Raw genomic sequence first — 18,668 nt, 5'->3', positions numbered from 1 at the left:
ATCAGAAAAAACAAACTGTTGATTCCCGAGATTTTCAACTATAAGATTTCTAATTTCTAATCAAAATATGCCATCAAGACATACTTTCTCGTGCATAGATGCCCATACTTGTGGTAATCCAGTACGAGTTGTTTCAGGCGGAGTTCCTTTTCTCAAAGGGGATAATATGCTTGAAAAACGTCAATATTTTCTGGAAAATCTGGATTGGATCAGAACAGGCTTAATGTTCGAACCAAGAGGACATGATATGATGTCCGGATCCATGCTTTTCCCTCCTCATGATCCAGAAAATGACTTTGCAGTCTTATTTATTGAGACTTCCGGATGCCTTCCTATGTGCGGACATGGTACGATTGGCACCATAACCATTGCGATCGAAGAAGGATTAATTCATCCAAAAACTCCCGGTTTCCTTCGAATGGAAGCCCCAGCAGGATTGGTTTTGGTGGAGTATAAGCAGGAAGGCAAAAAGGTCAAATCAGTCAAACTTACCAATGTCAAAAGTTACTTGGCGGCTGAAAACCTTGAGATAGAAATCGAAGAATTAGGGAAATTAACCGTAGATGTGGCTTACGGAGGCAATTTCTATTGCATTGTGGATCCACAGGAAAACTTCCTAGGCCTTGAGCATTTCAAAGCTGAGCAACTGATCTCCATGGCTAGAAATCTCAGGAAAAAAATGAATGAAAAATACGACTTCGTTCATCCTGAGCATGAAAAGATCAGAGGACTTTCACATGTGATGTGGACAGGTAAAACCATCGATGAGACCAGTACAGCCAGAAATGCTGTATTCTATGGAGACAAAGCAATTGACAGATCACCTTGTGGCACTGGAACCTCAGCTAGAATGGCTCAATGGTTTGCCAAAGGCTGGCTCAAGCCAGGGGATGAATTCATCCATGAGAGCTTCATTGGGTCTAAGTTCATCGGAAGAATTGAAGAAGTAACAGAAATCGCCGGACAGCCGGCAATAGTTCCAAGTATCGAGGGATGGGCCAAAGTGTATGGCTACAACACCATCATTTTGGATGATGATGACCCTTATGTACATGGATTCCAAGTCATATAAGATACAAGAACCTAGAGCCAAGAACCAAGACAGTTCTTTGGTTCTTGATTCTTGATACTAAATTCTTGATTCTAGAAATGAAACCAACTTTAATCGTTGGCGGTGGGATTGTGGGACTATTCACCGCTTATTTCCTTCAGAAAGAAGGAGTCGAAGTTACAGTCATTGACAAAACTGATCTGAGCCAAAACTGCTCAACTGGAAATGCAGGTATGATTGTACCGAGCCACATAATCCCTTTGGCGGCACCAGGAATGATCAGCAAGGGGATTTCTTGGATGTTTTCTTCCAAAAGTCCTTTTTATATCCATCCAAGGTTAGACTACAAATTGGCGAGATGGTGTATGCTGTTTTTCAAAAATGCCAATGAAAAACAAGTAGAAAAAGCCATTCCTCACCTTAAAAACCTGAGTCTTCTAAGCAAGGCACTTTACCTTACTTTCAAAGCTGAACATCCGGAAGCCGCTTTGGCACTTCAAGAAAAGGGCTTGATGATGGCTTATCAAACAGAAGCCATAGAAAAGGAAGAAACAGAGTTCGCTTTCTTGGCTAGAAAGCATGGTTTGGAAGCTGAGATTTTGGGACCAAGTGAGCTAAAGGAAATAGAACCCAATATCAAATTGAATGCTCGTGGAGCGGTTCTTTTCCCAGGGGATGCACATTTAGATCCAGGAGCTTTGTATGGTTTCTTAAAAACCTATTTGAAAGAAAAAGGAGTAACATTCTTAAAAAAATCCGAAGTCAAAGGCTTCGAAAAAACCGCAACGCAGGTCACTGCAGTGATTACCAAAGAAGGTCGTCTTTCCTGTGAAAAAGTAATTCTTTGCGGTGGCTCTTGGTCTGGAGAATTGGCAGATATGTTAGGTTTTTCTCTTCCTATGATGGGTGGAAAAGGTTATTCTTTTATTCAGAAAAATAATCCAGAAATCAAGCAAGCTACCATCTTGACGGAACAAAAGGTAGCGGTCAGCCCATATGGAGAAACCATTCGATTTGGAGGAACCATGGAAATTACCGGTACCAGCCAGAAAGTAAATATCAATAGAGTAAAGGGGATTTATGAATCTATCAATCAGTATTACCCTGAATTTGAAGCCAAATTTCCTGAAACAGATAAAATCTGGAAGGGACTTCGACCTTGCTCTCCTGATGGGTTGCCCTACATCGGATTTGCTCCAAATTACACCAATGTGCTAGTTGGCAGTGGTCATTCGATGATGGGAGTATCTTTGGCACCAGCTACAGGGAAACTCTTAGCTGAACTTCATGAACACAAAGACACTTCTCTAAAAATCAATGGATTTGAAGTAGGTAGGTATAGCTAATACCTTTCCTAAAAAAATAAGTAGAAATATAAAAATGGGCTTTACATCTAGCCCATTTTTTATTTTTTTAGGTAGGAATTCAAATCGCCCCTATGAAAAAATCCATTGAAAAACACATAGCACTTCTAATCTTGAGGTTAGGTTCCGGTGCATTGATTCTAACCCACGGTATACCCAAAATCAATCGTCTTTTTGCTGATGAAGTCAAATTTTCTGACCCATTTGGTTTAGGACCAACTGTATCATTAGCAATGGCCACTTTTGCTGAAGTAATTTGTGCAGCACTAGTTATCGTCGGTTTCAAAGTCAGACTTGCTACAATTCCATTAATGGCAACCATGCTGACAGCTGCATTTTATGCCCATGCTGATGATCCTTTTGGAAGAAAAGAACTCCCTCTCATGTTCTTTATTTGCTTCTTGACACTATGTATTGCTGGAGGAGGGAAATTCTCCATAGATGGACTCACATCAAAAAAACCCAGACTTTACGTCTAGGCCCTTTTTAAAATTTTATTATTCATCAATAAACCAAAGTTGAGTCCAAGGGTCAGATATTTCATCATTCTTTTGAGGTGCTCCGGGAGTACTTCTCCCCTCTTGAATATATTTGATCAAAAGAGATTTTAACTCTTCTACTATTTCCGGATGAGCATCGTATACATTGGTTGATTCCTGAATATCATCTGCCAGATTGTACAGTTGGACATCAGGCAAACCTTCTTCTTCCTCAGTATTAGGTTTAGGAGAACTCCATCCTCCTGACCCTTTGGCCATGATTAGTTTCCAATCGCCTTTACGAATGGCAAAACTTCCATTGATGGAATGATAGACACTCGCTTCTCTGAAAGAATCGACTTTTTGATTCGCATCCAATAGTTTCACCATACTATAACTGTCTTCCCCTTCATTATCCTGAAGCGTATATCCACATATATCAGCTACGGTGGCCATTAAATCAGTCAAGTTAATTGTTACATCACGCTTACTCCCCTTTTGGATTTTTTCTGGCCAACGAATGATAAATGGAACTCTATGTCCTCCTTCGTAGATATCGGCTTTATGACCCCTGAAAATGTAATTTGACTCATGACCTAGCTCTTTCATCACATCTAATCCCGCAGCAGGAGATCCTCCATTATCACTTGTAAATATCACTATGGTGTTTTCAGCTTGACCAGATGCTTCCAAGGTTTCCATTAAGGCTCCAACATAATCATCGATCATCATCATAAAGTCTCCAAAAGGTACCAGATCACTTTTTCCCTGCCATTCTTCAGTTGGAAGGATAGGAGTATGAGGTGATGGCAAAGCCAAATACAAAAAGAAAGGATCCTTGGAGTCTGTCTGGCTACGAATGTAATCCTGGGCTTTGGAAAAGAAATGAGGAGTCACTTGATCATGGTCAAAATCATAAGAAGTTGGACCTTTTCTCCACCAAGAATATTTACCTGTATTCACCGTGATCGTATCAGGAACAGCTGTGGAAAATCCATTTTCGACATAGACATATGGAGCCATATCCAATGAACCAGAATGTCCATAGGAATAGTCAAACCCAAGATCGTTTGGGTTATGGGTGATTGGTTTCGCAAAATCAATTTGATCGAAATCTTGTGGGTCCCAACCTTCACCCTTGTCCTCAGCTCCATCCTTGATTCCCCAATTCCAACCCAAATGCCACTTTCCTATAAAAGCAGTATTATATCCTTGATGCTTTAAGACAGATGCCATCGTAGAACGGCCCTCGGGAATCAATGCCTTGGACTTCCCTGTTAATACCCCGTTTTTCAATCTGGACCGCCAATTATACCTACCGGTTAAGAGACCATATCTGGTAGGTGTACAAACAGCCGAAGGGGTATGAGCATCCGTAAACATCATTCCCTCTGCTGCCAATTGATCTATGTAAGGAGTAGGGATTTTACTTTCAGGATTAAAAGCTCCGATATCCCCATAGCCTAAGTCATCAGCTAGGATGATGATCACATTGGGAGGAGTTTGGACTTCTTCCTGTTTTGTCTGGCAAGAAAAAAGGAAAGCAATGGCCAATAAAAATAAGGACGACTTCGAAATGGGGTTTTTCATAAAGGCTAAAATAACAAATAAAAAGAAATAGGGCGTACAGCCTAAAAACAAAAAAACCACAACCCTTGCGAGCTGTGGTTTTGAAGATAGGTCTATTGTAATAATTATCCGCCAAGTGCATTTGCACCAGCTACGATTTCCAAAATCTCATTCGTAATCGCCGCTTGACGAGATCTGTTGTACATCAATCTCAACTCTTTCAACAATTCACCAGCATTTTCAGTCGCTTTATCCATCGCTGTCATTCGAGCACCATGCTCAGAAGCATTGCTTTCCAATACAGCTTTGTAGAATTGAATTTTCAAAGAGGTAGGAACTAATTCCTCGATAATATAGGATCTGGAAGGTTCCATGATATAATCTGATTCAGCAGCTTTTACTTCTTCAGCACCTTCCTCTTTTGCCATTGGCAAAAATTGTTCGGTACGGATGATTTGAGTAGCTACGTTTTTGAATTCATTGAATACCAATACTACTTGATCATAGTCACCAGCGATAAATCCATTCATCGCATATTCTGCAGCAGCTCTGACATTGTCAAAAGATACATCCAAGAATACTTGATAGAAATCGTTGATTACAGAAAACTCACGCTTTTTGAAAGTTTCGTAAGCTTTTTTACCCAAAGGCAAAATTGTAATCTCTTTATCAGCAAATTGATTTTTGATCGCAGCATTGGTAGCCTTGATCACGTTCGTATTGAAAGCACCACAAAGGCCTTTATCAGAAGTGACAGGTACTATCAATACCTTTTTCACGTCACGTTTTTCAGCAAAAACAATGTCTGCAGCACCTTCAGATGCAGCAGATACATTGTTCAGGATATTGGTCAACTTCTGAGAGTAAGGACGCATCTGAACGATTTTGTCCTGAGCTCTTCTGAGTTTCGCAGCGGATACCATTTTCATTGCTTTGGTAATCTGCTGTGTAGAGACTACCGAATTGATCCGTTCCTTTACTTCCTTGAGGTTAGCCATTCGTGCTTTATTGTAATCAGATATCTAAAACCCGGAGGCTTTCACCTCCGGTTGGTTTGATTTAGTTTGCGTACTTAGGAGCTAGTTCTGCAGCAGCTTTTTTCAAAACTTCACCTGCTCCGTCGATATTTCCTTTTAGGATCAACTCCAATGCATCTGGATAAGAAGTATCCAACAAGGTATAGAATTCTTTCTCGAATGCTCTTGCTTTTTCAACAGGTACAGTATCCATCAAGCCTCTAGTAGAAGCATAGATGATAGCTACCTGATGAGCTACAGATACTGGAGAGTACTGAGGCTGCTTCAAGATTTCTTGGTTTCTTCTACCTCTTTCGATAGTACGCTTAGTAGTAGCATCTAGGTCAGAACCGAACTTGGCAAAAGCTTCCAATTCACGGAACTGAGCCTGATCCAACTTCAAAGTACCGGCTACCTTCTTCATAGATTTGATCTGCGCGTTACCACCTACTCGGGATACGGAGATACCTACGTTAATAGCTGGACGGATACCAGAGTTAAACAGGTTAGTCTCCAAGAAGATCTGACCGTCAGTAATGGAAATTACGTTTGTCGGAATATAAGCAGAAACATCACCAGCTTGAGTTTCGATGATCGGAAGTGCGGTCAAAGAACCACCACCTTTAACCAAAGGTCTAAGAGAATCTGGAAGATCATTCATCTGAGAAGCGATTTCGTCAGACTTGTTGATTTTCGCAGCTCTTTCTAGCAATCTTGAGTGAAGGTAGAATACATCACCTGGATATGCTTCACGTCCCGGAGGTCTTCTCAATAGAAGAGAAACTTCACGGTAAGCTACAGCTTGCTTAGAAAGATCATCATAAACTACCAAAGCAGGACGTCCTGTATCACGGAAGAATTCCCCGATAGCAGCACCAGTAAATGGAGCAAAGAACTGCATTGGAGCTGGATCAGAAGCAGCGGCAGAAACTACTACTGTATAAGGAAGGGCACCGCCTTTTTCCAAAGCTGCTACCACACCGGCAACAGTGGATGCTTTCTGGCCTACAGCAACGTAGATACAGAATACAGGCTCACCTTTATCGTAAAATTCTTTTTGGTTAAGGATGGTATCGATAACTACCGCAGTCTTACCAGTCTGACGGTCACCAATTACCAATTCACGCTGTCCTCTACCGATTGGAATCATCGCATCAATTGACTTGATACCAGTTTGAAGAGGCTCAGTTACCGGCTGTCTGTAGATTACACCTGGTGCTTTACGCTCCAAAGGCATTTCGTACAAATCACCAGCGATAGGACCTTTACCATCGATAGGGTTACCCAAAGTATCCACAACGCGGCCCAACATTCCTTCACCTACCTGGATAGAAGCAATTTTCTTAGTACGCTTTACAGTATCGCCTTCTTTGATCTCCTTAGAGTCACCGAACAATACAGCACCTACATTGTCTTCTTCCAAGTTCAGTACCATTGCTTTCAGACCATTGTCGAATTCCAGCAATTCCCCGGCCTGAGCCTTAGAAAGTCCATAGATACGAGCTACACCGTCCCCTACTTGAAGGACTGTTCCCACTTCTTCGAGTTCGGCCTCTGTTCTGGCACCTGAGAGCTGCTCTCTCAAGATCGCCGAAACTTCATCTGGTCTTACTTCTGCCATGATATAGATTGATTAATGCTTTTAAGATTAGATTTTACTTTCGTAGTGATTTTGACTAAACTGATTTTTCAATTCTCTCAGTTTGCTGCTTAATGACTCATCCAATTGACGGTCATTTACTTTCAAGACATATCCACCGATCAATGCTGGATTTACTTTTTCCACCAACTGAACTGTTTCTTTTCCCGATATTTCTTTTACAATTGCTTCAAATTCCTTTCTCAATTTTGCATCAATTGGGAAGGTAGTAGTCAACTCAGCTACCTGAATGGACATTTGAAGATTGTATTGTACTTCGAATTCTTTTGCTACATCTAACAATACTTCTTCTCTATTCTTTCTTGAAATGATATCGAAGAAAGCCTTGGTCATTTCCTGAGCATCTGGAAAAAGAGCCTTTAGGATATTCAATTTCTTTTCAGAATGAATAACTGGGTTTTTCAAAAGCAAAGAAAACTCACGATTAGAAGCTGCAATAGCAGTCATTTTTTGAAAATCAGCATGTACTTCCTCCAGCTTGCCTTTTTCTAGAGCAAGTTCCAAAATGGACTTGGCATAACGAGATGCTACTCTGTAATTTGACATGGGATGGAATTAATTAAGCTTCAATTCATTTACAAATCCGTCAACAAGGTCTTTTTGAGCCTTCTCGTCAGACAAGTTCTTTCTTAACAATTTCTCTGTTACTTCAAGAGTCAAGGTAGCAACTTGAGTTTTCACCTCAGCCAAAGCAGCCTTTTTCTCGGTTTCGATTACAGCTTTCGCGTTTTCGATCATTTGAGCACCTTGCTTACCAGCTTCTACTTTGGCTTCCTCGATCATTTTCGCAGAAGCATCGTGAGCTTTCTTCAAGATAGTATCTCTTTCCAATCTTGCTTCAGCCAACAACTTTTCGTTCTCAGCTTTCAAGTTTGCCATATCATTTCTTGCTTGCTCAGCAGCTTTCAAGGCATTGTCAATAGTGCTTTCACGCTCTTCAAGAGCTGCCAACATCGGCTTCCAAGCAAATTTGATCAAGATAAATAGTAAGGCCAAGAAGCCGAACAATTGCCAGAAAATCAGGCCAGAACTAGGTGAAATAAGATCCATGATGATTGTTTATAATTTCGGTTTTGTTCAATAAGAAGGGATTGGCCTACCGCCAATCCCTATTCTTTGTGTTCTTAGAAAGCGACTCCGCCTGCATTCAAAGCAATAAGTAGACATACTACTACCGCAAACAGGGAAACCACCTCGATCAACGCTGCGATGATCAACATAGCTGTTTGAACCTTACCAGCAGCCTCAGGCTGACGAGCAATAGATTCCATAGCCTGGCCACCGATACGTCCGATACCAAGTCCTGCGCCAATCGCAACAATTCCTGCACCGATACCAGCACCCATAAGAGCCAATCCAGCAGTCAACAAGATAGAAGTTAACATAAACTTTAGATTTATAAATTGAACAAAGAAATTTACTAATTAATGATGATCGTCATGCGCGTGTTCAGCTACTGCACCCCCGATATACATTGCTGTAAATAGGGTAAACACATAAGCCTGAATAGTCGCTACAAGTAATTCGATCATATTGATAAAGGTCACCATCAAGGTACTTACCACACCGATTGCATAGGACTCGAAAATGAAAACCAAAGCTATGAAAGCCAAGATTACAATGTGTCCTGCTGTGATAGCCACGAACAAACGAACCATCAATGCGAAAGGCTTGGTAAACAGACCAATAAATTCTACTACTACGATAATTGGAAGAAGCGGTGCAGGAACTCCAGGAGTTGCAAAAACGTGCTTCCAGTAATCCTTATTCCCATTGATATTAACCAAGATAAAGGTCAAAATCGCCAAGGTAAAAGTAACAGCAATGTTTCCAGTCAAATTGGCAGCACCCGGCATCAAACCTAAAAGGTTACCAATCCAGATGAAGAAGAACAAAGTCAACAAATAAGGAACAAACTTCTTGTATTTAGGACCGATTGCTTTTTCTGCGATTTCATCACGAACGAAAATCACAATTGGCTCAACGATAGAAGCAGCGCCTTTAGGAGAAACAGCACCGTTTTTCTTATAGTGTCTTGCTGCAGAAAGAGTGATCCAAAGAACCAATCCGATCACCAAGAACATCATTGCTACGTTTTTGGTAATAGAGAAATCCATGATAGAACCTCCATCTACTCTTCCTAAATGCTCATGGCTATCGATAAAGATACCATTGTGAGCATTTTCCTCACCGAAAAGATGAGTATCATGATTTTGGAAATCTGAAGACATGTAAAACTCCAACCCTCTATCTGCCGCGTAGGTAATTACAGGCAAAGGAAGAGTGACATGGGTATGTCCAATGTTGAAAAAATGCCATTCATGGGAATCTTTCACGTGGTGCATGATAAACTCCGTTGGGCTTTCATTACTTTCTTCAGTCTCGGAACCAGACGCGAATACCGCGCTAGAAACACTCAGCAAAAGTGCTGAAATTAAAAGACTTAGGGCCAGAAATTTGCGCGTCATCAACTCGTTTTTTTGAGGGCTACTTCGAAATCGGGCGCAAGTTAGCTATAAAGGTGTATATATCAAAAATCAGGTAGAACAAAAAAAGCACAAAGAAATCCGATATAAACAAAATAATATTCTCCATTCCGGCCCAAACTTCGATCCCAACGAACACAAATGAGCTTATTAATCTCAAAATCATCGCTAATAGCGAGATTTGGAAGAAATTTTCAGAACTGGCTTTCAACAGAAATCCTGTCAAGACATGGATCAAAAAAAACATTATTACCAGAAAAAAATAAATTTCCCAGATCTGCGAATGGATGATTTGGGGGAAAACTTGTTGTAAAACCACGACCAATCCAGCAATAATTGCTGACAAAAGGAAGAATTTCACATAGGTATTTTTAGCAAGAGCCATTGCAATATTTTTTTTGCAAAAGTAGGACTTTTAAATTTTATCTGTCTTGCTTCATGGAGACCCAGAGTTGATAAAAGGCAAGAATTATGGATAAAAAGGAAAATATTAAGATCCAAAGGGGAAATTTCATTTCGCTTTTCTGCTGAATCCACCAGCCAAACCACGTTCCAAATCCAATCACTCCAAATAACTGGAATGATAACCCCATGTATTTGGCCCAAACAGGAAGCTCTTTTTTCTTATTCGGCTTTGCCTCTTTCTTCTCCATGATAAATTGGCTTTATCTTAATTCTTGGCTCCAAAATTAAAATGTGGATTTTCCGTCCTCACTCCATCCAATACACGGGTTAATTCGGCTGCTTTCTCAGGAAATTGAGAAGCAACATCATTGGATTCAGACGGGTCTATGCTCAAGTCATATAATTCCACAGCACCCTGTGGGTTTTTACCGACTTCCAGCCTGATCACCTTCCACTTATCTACCAATATGGCCTGCTTTCCCCCCTGCTCATGAAACTCCCAATATAAATAAGGATGCTGCTCTTGTTTTCCTTTCCCTTTCAAGGTTGATACAAAAGAAATCCCGTCGATTTCTCCCTCTATTTTCTCACCTGCCAAATGGGCAAAAGTAGGGAGGAGATCATAAAAAGCCCCTCTGAAATCAGAAACAGTTCCCGGCTTGACAGTACCTATCCATCTTGCCATAAAAGGAACATGGATTCCTCCTTCATACAAATCCCTCTTCTTGCCTCGATATTGTGCACTACTCCTGAAAAACTCAATATCCTCATCAGTTCTTCCTCCTTCAGTATGTGTTCCATTATCAGAAGTGAAAATCACCAGTGTATTTTCATCCAAGCCTTTTTCCTTCAAAGTAGCCATCAATTGACCAATTTGATGATCTAAGTGAGAAACCATCGCTGCATAGGCTGCTTTTGGAAATTCTTGTGGACCATAATGTCTTCCGTCAGGCCAAGCATTTTCATCAGGAAATACACTTTTCCCATCCTGATCCAAGTATTGCTTAAGCGACTCTTTGGACAAAACCAATTCAGCATGAGGAATGGTATAAGACAAATACAAGAAAAAGGGCTTTTCACCACTTTGAGAGCGAATAAACTCATCAGACTTTTCCAAGAAATAATCATTTGCAAACAAATCATTAGGAAAAGGCTGTTTCGTCATCACTCCATCACTAATCATATCAATGGAATCCGGAAACTGATAATGGGCATCACGCTGCAAAAGAAAACCGGCGAACTCATCCCAACCTCTTTTCTCGGGACTACCGACTGTGTTGGCAAGACCTAGGCCCCATTTCCCAAACATTGCCGTGGTATAACCTGCATCTTTAAGGTATTCCGGCAATATCTTTTGATCAGGATCAATAGGCACATTGCTATTTCCCCTCAATAAAGTATTTCCAGTGTGCTGCCCTGTCATTATAGTCGCCCTTGAAGGAGCGCAGACGGTACTTCCAGCATAAAAATCAGTAAAAACCATCCCTTCCTTTGCAAACTGATCCAGATTGGGAGTCTTGATTTTTTCCTGCCCATACACTCCTAAATCCCCAATCCCTAAATCATCTGCCATGATATAGATGATATTAGGCTTCTTGGTCTGGCCAAATGAAAAAGTTGAAATAAAAATCAGAAATAGTGAAAGGAAGAATTTGTAAAAGCTTTTCATATTGGAATCAAAGGTATTTTGGGAGTTTTTATTAATAAACAAGGTAAATAAATTTTACATTTTTAGGTCTAAAGCGAAATTCGCATAATGAATCTAGATCATACTTCGTTCTCTAAATCCACTAAAAAGGCTAATTTGGTATTTTTAAAATAATCTGCAGATATGAATAAGCGATTGGTTTGGTTACTGGTGATTGGCCTTGGAATAGCGGCATGCTCTTCCGAGCGAAATACCTTTACAAATCGTGCATTTCACAATTTGACATCACATTATAATGCCTATTACCTCGCAGATGTCAAAATCAAAGAGGTGGAAGCAGAAAACCAGGCTAATTACAAGGAGGACTATACTCAGATTTTACCTGTTTTCATCCCCTATGATTCCACAGTTATCCAAAGTGCGAAAGAAAAACTGGAATCAGCTCGAGAGCTTTCCTCCAAAGCAATTGATTGGCATAGAATCTCCAAGTGGGTAGACGACAGTTATTATTTGATTGGGAAAATTGACTATCTACAATCTCAATCAGATGATGCACAAAATGCCTTCAAATATGTCAATGTGACCAGCAAAGATGATGATCTAAGGCATCAAACTCTGGTTAATTTATTGAGGCTTTATGTAGACTTAGGAGAATTTGAAGATGCAAACTTCACAATTGATTATTTATCAAAAGAGTCCAATATCAATGATCAAAATCGATATGATCTTTATCGGACCCTTGCCTATTATTATGAAAAAAGGAACGACCGGAATGGAGTAATTGGAGCGCTCGATAAGGCAACTGAATACGCTCAGGATAATAAGGAAGAATCCAGAATCAATTTCATTTTAGCGCAACGCTACCAAAGAGAAGGGCTTGATGCATTGGCCTATGACTATTATAAAAAAGCTCAGGAAGGAAATCCCCCCTATGAGAGAAGTTTCTTTGCCCAGCTTTATGCCCAACAAGTTGCGGAACTCAATGCATCCAAAGACTTGAAAAAGGTCAGAAATTATTATGAATCACTTTATGATGATCCGAAAAACAAGGATTTAAAAGATGTAGTAATTTATGAGAGGGCTTTATTTGAGGAAAAGCAAGGAGATATCGATCTCACAGTCGACCTTTTGCACCAAGCAGCAAAAGAACCTGGAAGTAATCCGCGCCTCAAGGGATATATCTATCAAAAATTGGCTGACTTGAACTATAATCAGTTCAAAGACTATCGAGCAACCAAATATTATCTGGACAGCGCTTTGACTTTTATTAAAGAGACAGATCCGATTGCAATACAAATTACCCAGCAGAAAGAAACCTTAGATAATTTCGTGTTTCATGTAGAGAGGATTCAAGAAAATGACAGCCTTTTAACTTTGAGTGGACTTAGCAAAGATGAACAAGTTGCCATTGCTGCAGATTTTATCAAAAAGGAAGAAGAAAGACTCCTGGCAGAGGCAAAGGCTAAAGAAAAACCTAAAAGCACAGGAATATTTGACAATCTTCTTGCATTTTCAGATAAAGGAAGTGGGTCCAATTTTTACTTTGACAATGCTGTTGCAATGCAGCAAGGAACAATAGATTTCTACAGAACTTGGGGAAATAGGCCTCTCGCAGATAACTGGAGAAGAAGTTCCTCAAGTATAAGTAGCTCCCTTCCTCCTACAGAAGAAGAAGTTGCTGACTCCACCGCAACCGAAGAAAACAATCCTCTCAATCAATTACCCGATGTAGAAACATTACTAGGCCAAATACCAGAATCACCTGAGCAGAAAGCAACTCTAAATGAAGAATTGGAGGAGTCCTATTTTGAATTGGGCAAGCTTCTTTATTTTGAATTAGACGAAACTGAGTTAAGCATTGACAACTTAGAAAGTCTGGTAAGGAATTACCCTGAAAGTACAAGAAAACCAGAAGCCTATTATCTTCTATATCTCGGCCAGAAGGATTTGGGAGGAAATTCCCAACAATATATTACTAGATTAAATAGAGAATTTCCGGAATCGCAATACACCTATTCTGTAAATAATCCTGAAGCAGCCTCAGGTAATCTCGCTTACTTAGAATCTTCTAAAAATTACGAAAAAGCATATGATCTCTATTACCAAGGAAACTATCAGGGGAGTAGGCAAATCATACAAAATACGCTTGAAGAATACCCTTTAACTCGAAATACGGAGAGACTTCTGATTTTAGATATAATGGTTTCTGGGAAAATTGAAAGCCGCGAAAGATTTAGGAGTAGACTTAAATCATTTATTGAAAATTCAAAAGATGAGAAATTGGTAGAATTGGCAAGAAATATGCTAAAACCATTGTTGTCAAAAGAGGAATTGGCAGCATTGGATCCTAATCAACCTTCAGAATTGGATTCTACAAATTTGAATCAAAATTTAAGCGACTCTGTTTCAGTAGCAAATAGCAATATTGACACGCCTTACAAGCTCGATAATGGCCAAACCCATATCATGGTTTTAGCGATGAGTCTGGAGGAATCAAAAAATGCTGATGGACTGGTTGGTGATTTGGATATTTTCCATGCTAAAAATTTCTCAAATGCCAGATTGCGAACAGGCAATATGAATATGAATCAAGAAAATGCGATTTATATCATCAGTCCTTTCAATAATGCCGAAAAAGCAAAAGAGTATTACAAGAAATTTATGGAGGATTTTGAATCAGAGAGTTTAAGTAAGGAGGCAAAAGAGAAGGCTTTCTTTATCACACTTGAAAACTTTCAGATCCTTAATAAATCTAAAAATATTGAAGAGTACCTAGCCTTCTTTAGGGCAAATTATAAATAAAACATGAGTAAAAACACTAAACCAGAGTCTTCCAATTGGGCTAAAAAAACCATCAAATTTCTCTGGATAGCTTTTGCAGCAGGCTTCTTTGGGTTTATCATCTTTGTTTGGATGGTAAGTGTAGATTTCTTGGGGCTTTTCGGCCCGCTACCAGATTTCAAGACATTGGAAAACCCCGACAGTGAAGTTGCTTCCGAACTTTATTCAATAGACGGATTTCTATTGGGAACCTATGCCCGTGAAAACAGAAGTCCTGTTGGATATAATGAGTTGTCACCAAATTTGGTCAATGCCTTGATTGCCACAGAAGATGAACGATTTGAAGAGCATTCGGGAATCGATGTCCGGGCAATGGCTAGAGTCTTTGTCAAATCCTTAATTCTTGGTCAAGACGCAGGTGGCGGATCCACCCTATCTCAGCAAACAGCTAAGAACCTATTCAAAACAAGAACTGATGCCAATCAGGGCTTTCTGAGTTCAATTCCCGGATTGAGAATGCTCATCATCAAAACCAAGGAATGGATAGTGGCTTCACAATTGGAAAAAGCATATACCAAACAGGAGATCTTAACCATGTATTTGAATACCTCTGAATTTGGATCCAATGCCTACGGAATTAAAACAGCGTCCAGAACATTCTTCAATAAAGCTCCGCATGAATTGGATATCCAGGAGGCAGCTGTACTGGTAGGTTTATTCAAAGCCCCTACCTACTATAGCCCAGTCTATAATCCAGACAATGCCTTAAGAAGGAGGAATACTGTCTTGGCTCAGATGGTAAAAAACAATTTCTTGGACAAAACAGAATTTGATTCCATATCTGCGATGCCTATTGAATTGGATTATAGAGTTCAAAACCAAAACATCGGTTTAGCAACCTATTTCCGTGAGGTAGTCAAAGCAGATTTGCTGAGATGGACCAAAGAAAATATTAAATCAGACGGGTCTTCCTATGACCTGTTTGGAGATGGCCTGAAAATCTATGTAACGATTGATAGCCGCATGCAACGATATGCAGAGGAGGCTGTCGAAGAGCATATGTCAGCACTTCAAAAGTTATTTTATAAAGAAATGGGTTCCAGAGAACCTTGGGTAGATGGAGATAATCGCGTCATACCCAACTTCATAGAAGATGCAGTCAAAAGAACAGAAGCCTATCGATTATTAAAAATTCGGTATAAGGATGACACCGATTCCATCAATTTCAAGCTCAATGAAAAAAAGAAAATGAGGATTTTCTCTTGGGAAGGTGAAATTGACACCCTGATGAGTACGATGGATTCATTGAAGTATTACAAAAAATTCCTTCAAACAGGCTTCGTCAGTATGGATCCTCATACAGGCCATATCAAGGCATGGGTAGGAGGAATTGATCATAAATACTTCAAATTTGATCATGTTAAGCAAGGAAAACGTCAACCTGGATCTACCTTTAAACCATTTGTCTATGCCGCAGCTATTGAGAATGGATATAGCCCTTGCTATACCGTAGTGGATCAACCTGTAGAAGTTTATATACCAGGCCAGCCTGCTTGGTCTCCTTCCAATGCAGATGGCAAGTTCACTTACCAAAAAATGACTATCAGAAAAGCAATGGCTCAATCTGTCAATTCAGTCACTGCCTATATGATGAAAAAATTGAGCCCAAAAATCGTAGTAGAAACTGCAAGAAGAATGGGAGTAACCAGTGATCTACAAGAGGTACCGGCTTTAGCTTTGGGAGTAAATGATGTATCAGTTTTGGAGATGGTTGGAGCCTTTGGGACTTTTGTCAACAAAGGGGAACATACTACTCCATTCTATATAGATCGGATTGAAGACAAAAATGGAAATGTGATTCAACAGTTCACTCCCAAAAAGCGTCCCGCAATGAGTGAGGAGCATGCTTATTTAATGACTTATATGTTAAGAGGTGGTTTTGAAGAGGAGTCGGGAACCAGCCAAGGGGTACCATGGTCCCTAAGAGAAGGAAATGAACTTGGTGGTAAAACCGGAACGACTCAAAATGCATCAGATGGTTGGTATATCGGTATGAGCAAGGATTTGGTATCAGGAGCTTGGACCGGAGGAGATGATAGAGCGATTCACTTTAGAAGTTGGATTGCAGGTCAAGGGGGTAGAACTGCCAGACCAATCTGGGTGAAATACATGGAAAAAATCTATGCTGATAAAGAATTGGGCTATACTAAAGGTCCATTCCCTAGGCCTGAAAGACCACTTAGTATTGAAATAGACTGTGATGTCTACGAAAAAGAAAGTCAAAGATTTGTTGAGTTTGACTATGATGCCAAGAAAAATGATTTTTAAATAGATTTATAAATAGCACTACTCAAAAACAGCTTCGATTCGGAGCTGTTTTTTTTAATTTAGCATTATGCAAACTTCTTCTTTTGCTCCTTCTGAATATAACATCCTGCCTGACCATCCAGGAGTTTATCGCTACTTCAATGAGGCAGGCGAGTTGATTTATGTCGGTAAAGCAAAAAGTCTGAAAAAGCGCGTCAGTAGCTATTTCAATAAAAACACGGGGGTTAATCTCAAGACCAGAAGAATGGTCAAAGAGATCAGAAAAATAGAAATCACCCTTGTCAATTCTGAATTTGACGCCTTACTACTTGAAAACAACCTCATCAAGAAATCACATCCCAAATACAATATTCTTCTTCGGGATGATAAGACCTATCCTTATCTATTGATCACTAAGGAAAACTTTCCCAGGATATTTCAGACAAGAAAGTTGATTCCCAAAAGAGGGACTTACTTTGGTCCGTTTGCGAGCGTCAAGGCAATGAACAATGTATTGGACTTGATCAGAGAATTATTCACTATTCGAACCTGTAAATTGGACCTTTCCCCCTATAAAATCAATGAAGGGAAATACAAGGTCTGTTTGGAATATCATATTGGAAACTGCCAAGGACCATGTGTTGGAAAGCAATCCGAGTCTAATTATTTAAAAGACCTGGAACAAGCCAAGCATATCCTCAAAGGAAATCTAGGGATTGCCAAAACCATTTTCAAGCAGGAAATGCAATCCTATGCTGAAAACCTGGAGTTTGAAAAAGCTCAACGAATGAAGGAAAAGCTTGATCTCTTGGAGAAATATCAAGCCAAATCATTAGTTGCCAATCCTAACATTTCCAATCACGATGTCTGCTCTATCGTCATAGATGAGAAAAATGCCTACGTCAATTACATGAGGGTGAAAAATGGAGCAATGATAGTCTCAAAAAATGTGGAGCTCAAGAAAAAGTTAGATGAGGACCAAGAGGAATTACTAATCACAGCTTTAATAAGATTACAGGATCAATTCAATAGTGACGCAGAGGAGGTACTTATAAACATTGAAATTAAAAACCCGATTGAAGGCCTTAACCTAGTCCAGCCGAAAATTGGTGATAAAAAGAAACTGGTTGAACTCTCAACAAAAAATGCTCTATTCTATAAAAAAGAAAAAGCATTACTACAGGGATTAAACAAAGACAAAAAAGACAGAGTTATCAAGCAATTACAGCAGGACCTAAGCTTACCTGAGATACCTGACCATATCGAATGTTTTGACAACTCAAACATCCAAGGAACAAGCCCAGTGGCAAGCATGGTATGTTTCTTAAACGGGAAACCAGCAGTAAAAGAATATCGCCATTATCATGTAAAAACGGTGGAAGGTCCCAATGATTTTGCAAGCATGAAAGAAATTGTCTCACGGCGTTATAAAAGGCTATTAGAAGAAGGAAAATCATTACCCAAACTGATTGTTATTGATGGAGGAAAAGGTCAATTATCTTCAGCGGTAGAAGCTTTGCAAGAACTTGGAGTTTATGGTAAAATGCCCATCATCGGGATTGCTAAAAGGCTTGAAGAAATATATTTTCCTGGAGATTCCTACCCTATCCATATAGATAAGAAATCCGAAAGTTTAAGATTGCTTCAAAGAATAAGGGATGAAGCACACAGGTTTGCTATAACATTCCATAGAAAAGTAAGAAGTAAAAATGCATTCGGTACACAGCTAACTGCGATACCAGGAATAGGAGAAAATACAGCTAATAAGCTTTTAAACCACTTCAAATCGGTCAAAAAAATTAGCGAAGCAAGTGAAGAAGAAATTGCCAGAGTAATAGGATCAAGTAAAGCTAAAGGGTTAATTGAATGGAAAGAAAAAAATAAAGGGGCTTAAAAGCCCCT

At 39.7% G+C, this 18,668-nt stretch carries 15 protein-coding genes; 6 read left to right on the top strand and 9 right to left on the bottom strand.

The genetic code is table 11. The annotated features are described in order from the left end of the window. Positions 1-67 precede the first annotated feature (67 nt). From O0V13_RS14010 to O0V13_RS14000, 3 genes are all read left to right on the top strand, one after another. Complete coding sequence (locus O0V13_RS14010; protein ID WP_268035591.1) at positions 68-1,072, top strand: 4-hydroxyproline epimerase; 1,005 nt, start codon at positions 68-70, stop codon at positions 1,070-1,072. Positions 1,073-1,149: 77 nt separating this feature from the next. After that, complete coding sequence (locus tag O0V13_RS14005) at positions 1,150-2,397, top strand: NAD(P)/FAD-dependent oxidoreductase (RefSeq protein ID WP_268035590.1); 1,248 nt, start codon at positions 1,150-1,152, stop codon at positions 2,395-2,397. 92 nt (positions 2,398-2,489) lie between these two features. Then, positions 2,490-2,894, top strand: coding sequence for a DoxX family protein (locus O0V13_RS14000; protein ID WP_268035589.1), 405 nt, complete (start codon positions 2,490-2,492; stop codon positions 2,892-2,894). A gap of 18 nt (positions 2,895-2,912) precedes the next feature. On the opposite strand, the gene O0V13_RS13995 is transcribed toward O0V13_RS14000, so the two are convergent. The 9 genes from O0V13_RS13995 to O0V13_RS13955 all read right to left on the bottom strand — a co-directional run bounded on the left by O0V13_RS13995 (position 2,913) and on the right by O0V13_RS13955 (position 11,699). Beyond that, positions 2,913-4,484, bottom strand: coding sequence for a sulfatase family protein (locus O0V13_RS13995; protein WP_268035588.1), 1,572 nt, complete (start codon positions 4,482-4,484; stop codon positions 2,913-2,915). 104 nt (positions 4,485-4,588) lie between these two features. After that, on the bottom strand, positions 4,589-5,461 hold the full coding sequence (atpG, locus tag O0V13_RS13990; RefSeq protein ID WP_268035587.1) for an ATP synthase F1 subunit gamma: 873 nt from the start codon (positions 5,459-5,461) through the stop codon (positions 4,589-4,591). 61 nt (positions 5,462-5,522) lie between these two features. Continuing rightward, positions 5,523-7,100: a F0F1 ATP synthase subunit alpha gene (atpA, locus tag O0V13_RS13985; RefSeq protein WP_073572561.1), complete on the bottom strand. Its 1,578-nt coding sequence runs from the start codon at positions 7,098-7,100 to the stop codon at positions 5,523-5,525. 27 nt (positions 7,101-7,127) lie between these two features. Further along, positions 7,128-7,685, bottom strand: a complete 558-nt coding sequence (gene atpH / locus O0V13_RS13980) for an ATP synthase F1 subunit delta (RefSeq protein ID WP_268035586.1) — start codon at positions 7,683-7,685, stop codon at positions 7,128-7,130. A gap of 9 nt (positions 7,686-7,694) precedes the next feature. Beyond that, entirely contained in the window at positions 7,695-8,189 is a 495-nt protein-coding gene (locus O0V13_RS13975; protein WP_268035585.1) for a F0F1 ATP synthase subunit B, read from the bottom strand. A 74-nt stretch (positions 8,190-8,263) separates the two neighbouring features. Then, positions 8,264-8,524: an ATP synthase F0 subunit C gene (gene atpE / locus O0V13_RS13970; RefSeq protein ID WP_268035584.1), complete on the bottom strand. Its 261-nt coding sequence runs from the start codon at positions 8,522-8,524 to the stop codon at positions 8,264-8,266. 39 nt (positions 8,525-8,563) lie between these two features. Continuing rightward, entirely contained in the window at positions 8,564-9,607 is a 1,044-nt protein-coding gene (atpB, locus tag O0V13_RS13965; protein ID WP_268035583.1) for a F0F1 ATP synthase subunit A, read from the bottom strand. Between the two features lie 440 nt (positions 9,608-10,047). Then, positions 10,048-10,278 (bottom strand): AtpZ/AtpI family protein, encoded by a 231-nt coding sequence (locus tag O0V13_RS13960; protein ID WP_268035582.1) that lies wholly within the window; start codon positions 10,276-10,278, stop codon positions 10,048-10,050. Positions 10,279-10,295: 17 nt separating this feature from the next. Beyond that, positions 10,296-11,699: an arylsulfatase gene (locus O0V13_RS13955; RefSeq protein ID WP_268035581.1), complete on the bottom strand. Its 1,404-nt coding sequence runs from the start codon at positions 11,697-11,699 to the stop codon at positions 10,296-10,298. Between the two features lie 162 nt (positions 11,700-11,861). Here O0V13_RS13955 and porW point away from each other — a divergent pair, with 162 nt between their 5' ends. The 3 genes from porW to uvrC all read left to right on the top strand — a co-directional run bounded on the left by porW (position 11,862) and on the right by uvrC (position 18,660). Further along, complete coding sequence (porW, locus tag O0V13_RS13950; protein ID WP_268035580.1) at positions 11,862-14,480, top strand: type IX secretion system periplasmic lipoprotein PorW/SprE; 2,619 nt, start codon at positions 11,862-11,864, stop codon at positions 14,478-14,480. Positions 14,481-14,483: 3 nt separating this feature from the next. Then, the gene (locus tag O0V13_RS13945; RefSeq protein WP_268035579.1) at positions 14,484-16,787 is read left to right on the top strand and encodes a penicillin-binding protein 1A; all 2,304 of its coding nucleotides are present in this window, start codon (positions 14,484-14,486) and stop codon (positions 16,785-16,787) included. A 67-nt stretch (positions 16,788-16,854) separates the two neighbouring features. After that, entirely contained in the window at positions 16,855-18,660 is a 1,806-nt protein-coding gene (gene uvrC, locus O0V13_RS13940) for an excinuclease ABC subunit UvrC (protein WP_268035578.1), read from the top strand. Positions 18,661-18,668: the final 8 nt, after the last annotated feature.

Source organism: Algoriphagus sp. PAP.12 (genome assembly GCF_026652115.1).
In the GTDB taxonomy this organism is placed as follows: Bacteria; Bacteroidota; Bacteroidia; order Cytophagales; family Cyclobacteriaceae; genus Algoriphagus.
This window is presented reverse-complemented; position numbering and strand designations above follow the sequence as displayed.

What these genes read in the sequence shown, in the direction of transcription:
- atpE (WP_268035584.1), bottom strand. Translation starts at nt 8,524, where the DNA reads ATGTTAACTTCTATCTTGTTGACTGCTGGATTGGCTCTTATGGGTGCT.
- atpA (WP_073572561.1), bottom strand. Translation starts at nt 7,100, where the DNA reads ATGGCAGAAGTAAGACCAGATGAAGTTTCGGCGATCTTGAGAGAGCAG.
- O0V13_RS14005 (WP_268035590.1), top strand. Translation starts at nt 1,150, where the DNA reads ATGAAACCAACTTTAATCGTTGGCGGTGGGATTGTGGGACTATTCACC.
- O0V13_RS13995 (WP_268035588.1), bottom strand. Translation starts at nt 4,484, where the DNA reads ATGAAAAACCCCATTTCGAAGTCGTCCTTATTTTTATTGGCCATTGCT.
- atpG (WP_268035587.1), bottom strand. Translation starts at nt 5,461, where the DNA reads ATGGCTAACCTCAAGGAAGTAAAGGAACGGATCAATTCGGTAGTCTCT.
- O0V13_RS13955 (WP_268035581.1), bottom strand. Translation starts at nt 11,699, where the DNA reads ATGAAAAGCTTTTACAAATTCTTCCTTTCACTATTTCTGATTTTTATT.
- O0V13_RS13945 (WP_268035579.1), top strand. Translation starts at nt 14,484, where the DNA reads ATGAGTAAAAACACTAAACCAGAGTCTTCCAATTGGGCTAAAAAAACC.
- atpB (WP_268035583.1), bottom strand. Translation starts at nt 9,607, where the DNA reads ATGACGCGCAAATTTCTGGCCCTAAGTCTTTTAATTTCAGCACTTTTG.
- O0V13_RS13960 (WP_268035582.1), bottom strand. Translation starts at nt 10,278, where the DNA reads ATGGAGAAGAAAGAGGCAAAGCCGAATAAGAAAAAAGAGCTTCCTGTT.
- porW (WP_268035580.1), top strand. Translation starts at nt 11,862, where the DNA reads ATGAATAAGCGATTGGTTTGGTTACTGGTGATTGGCCTTGGAATAGCG.
- atpH (WP_268035586.1), bottom strand. Translation starts at nt 7,685, where the DNA reads ATGTCAAATTACAGAGTAGCATCTCGTTATGCCAAGTCCATTTTGGAA.
- O0V13_RS14000 (WP_268035589.1), top strand. Translation starts at nt 2,490, where the DNA reads ATGAAAAAATCCATTGAAAAACACATAGCACTTCTAATCTTGAGGTTA.
- O0V13_RS14010 (WP_268035591.1), top strand. Translation starts at nt 68, where the DNA reads ATGCCATCAAGACATACTTTCTCGTGCATAGATGCCCATACTTGTGGT.
- O0V13_RS13975 (WP_268035585.1), bottom strand. Translation starts at nt 8,189, where the DNA reads ATGGATCTTATTTCACCTAGTTCTGGCCTGATTTTCTGGCAATTGTTC.
- uvrC (WP_268035578.1), top strand. Translation starts at nt 16,855, where the DNA reads ATGCAAACTTCTTCTTTTGCTCCTTCTGAATATAACATCCTGCCTGAC.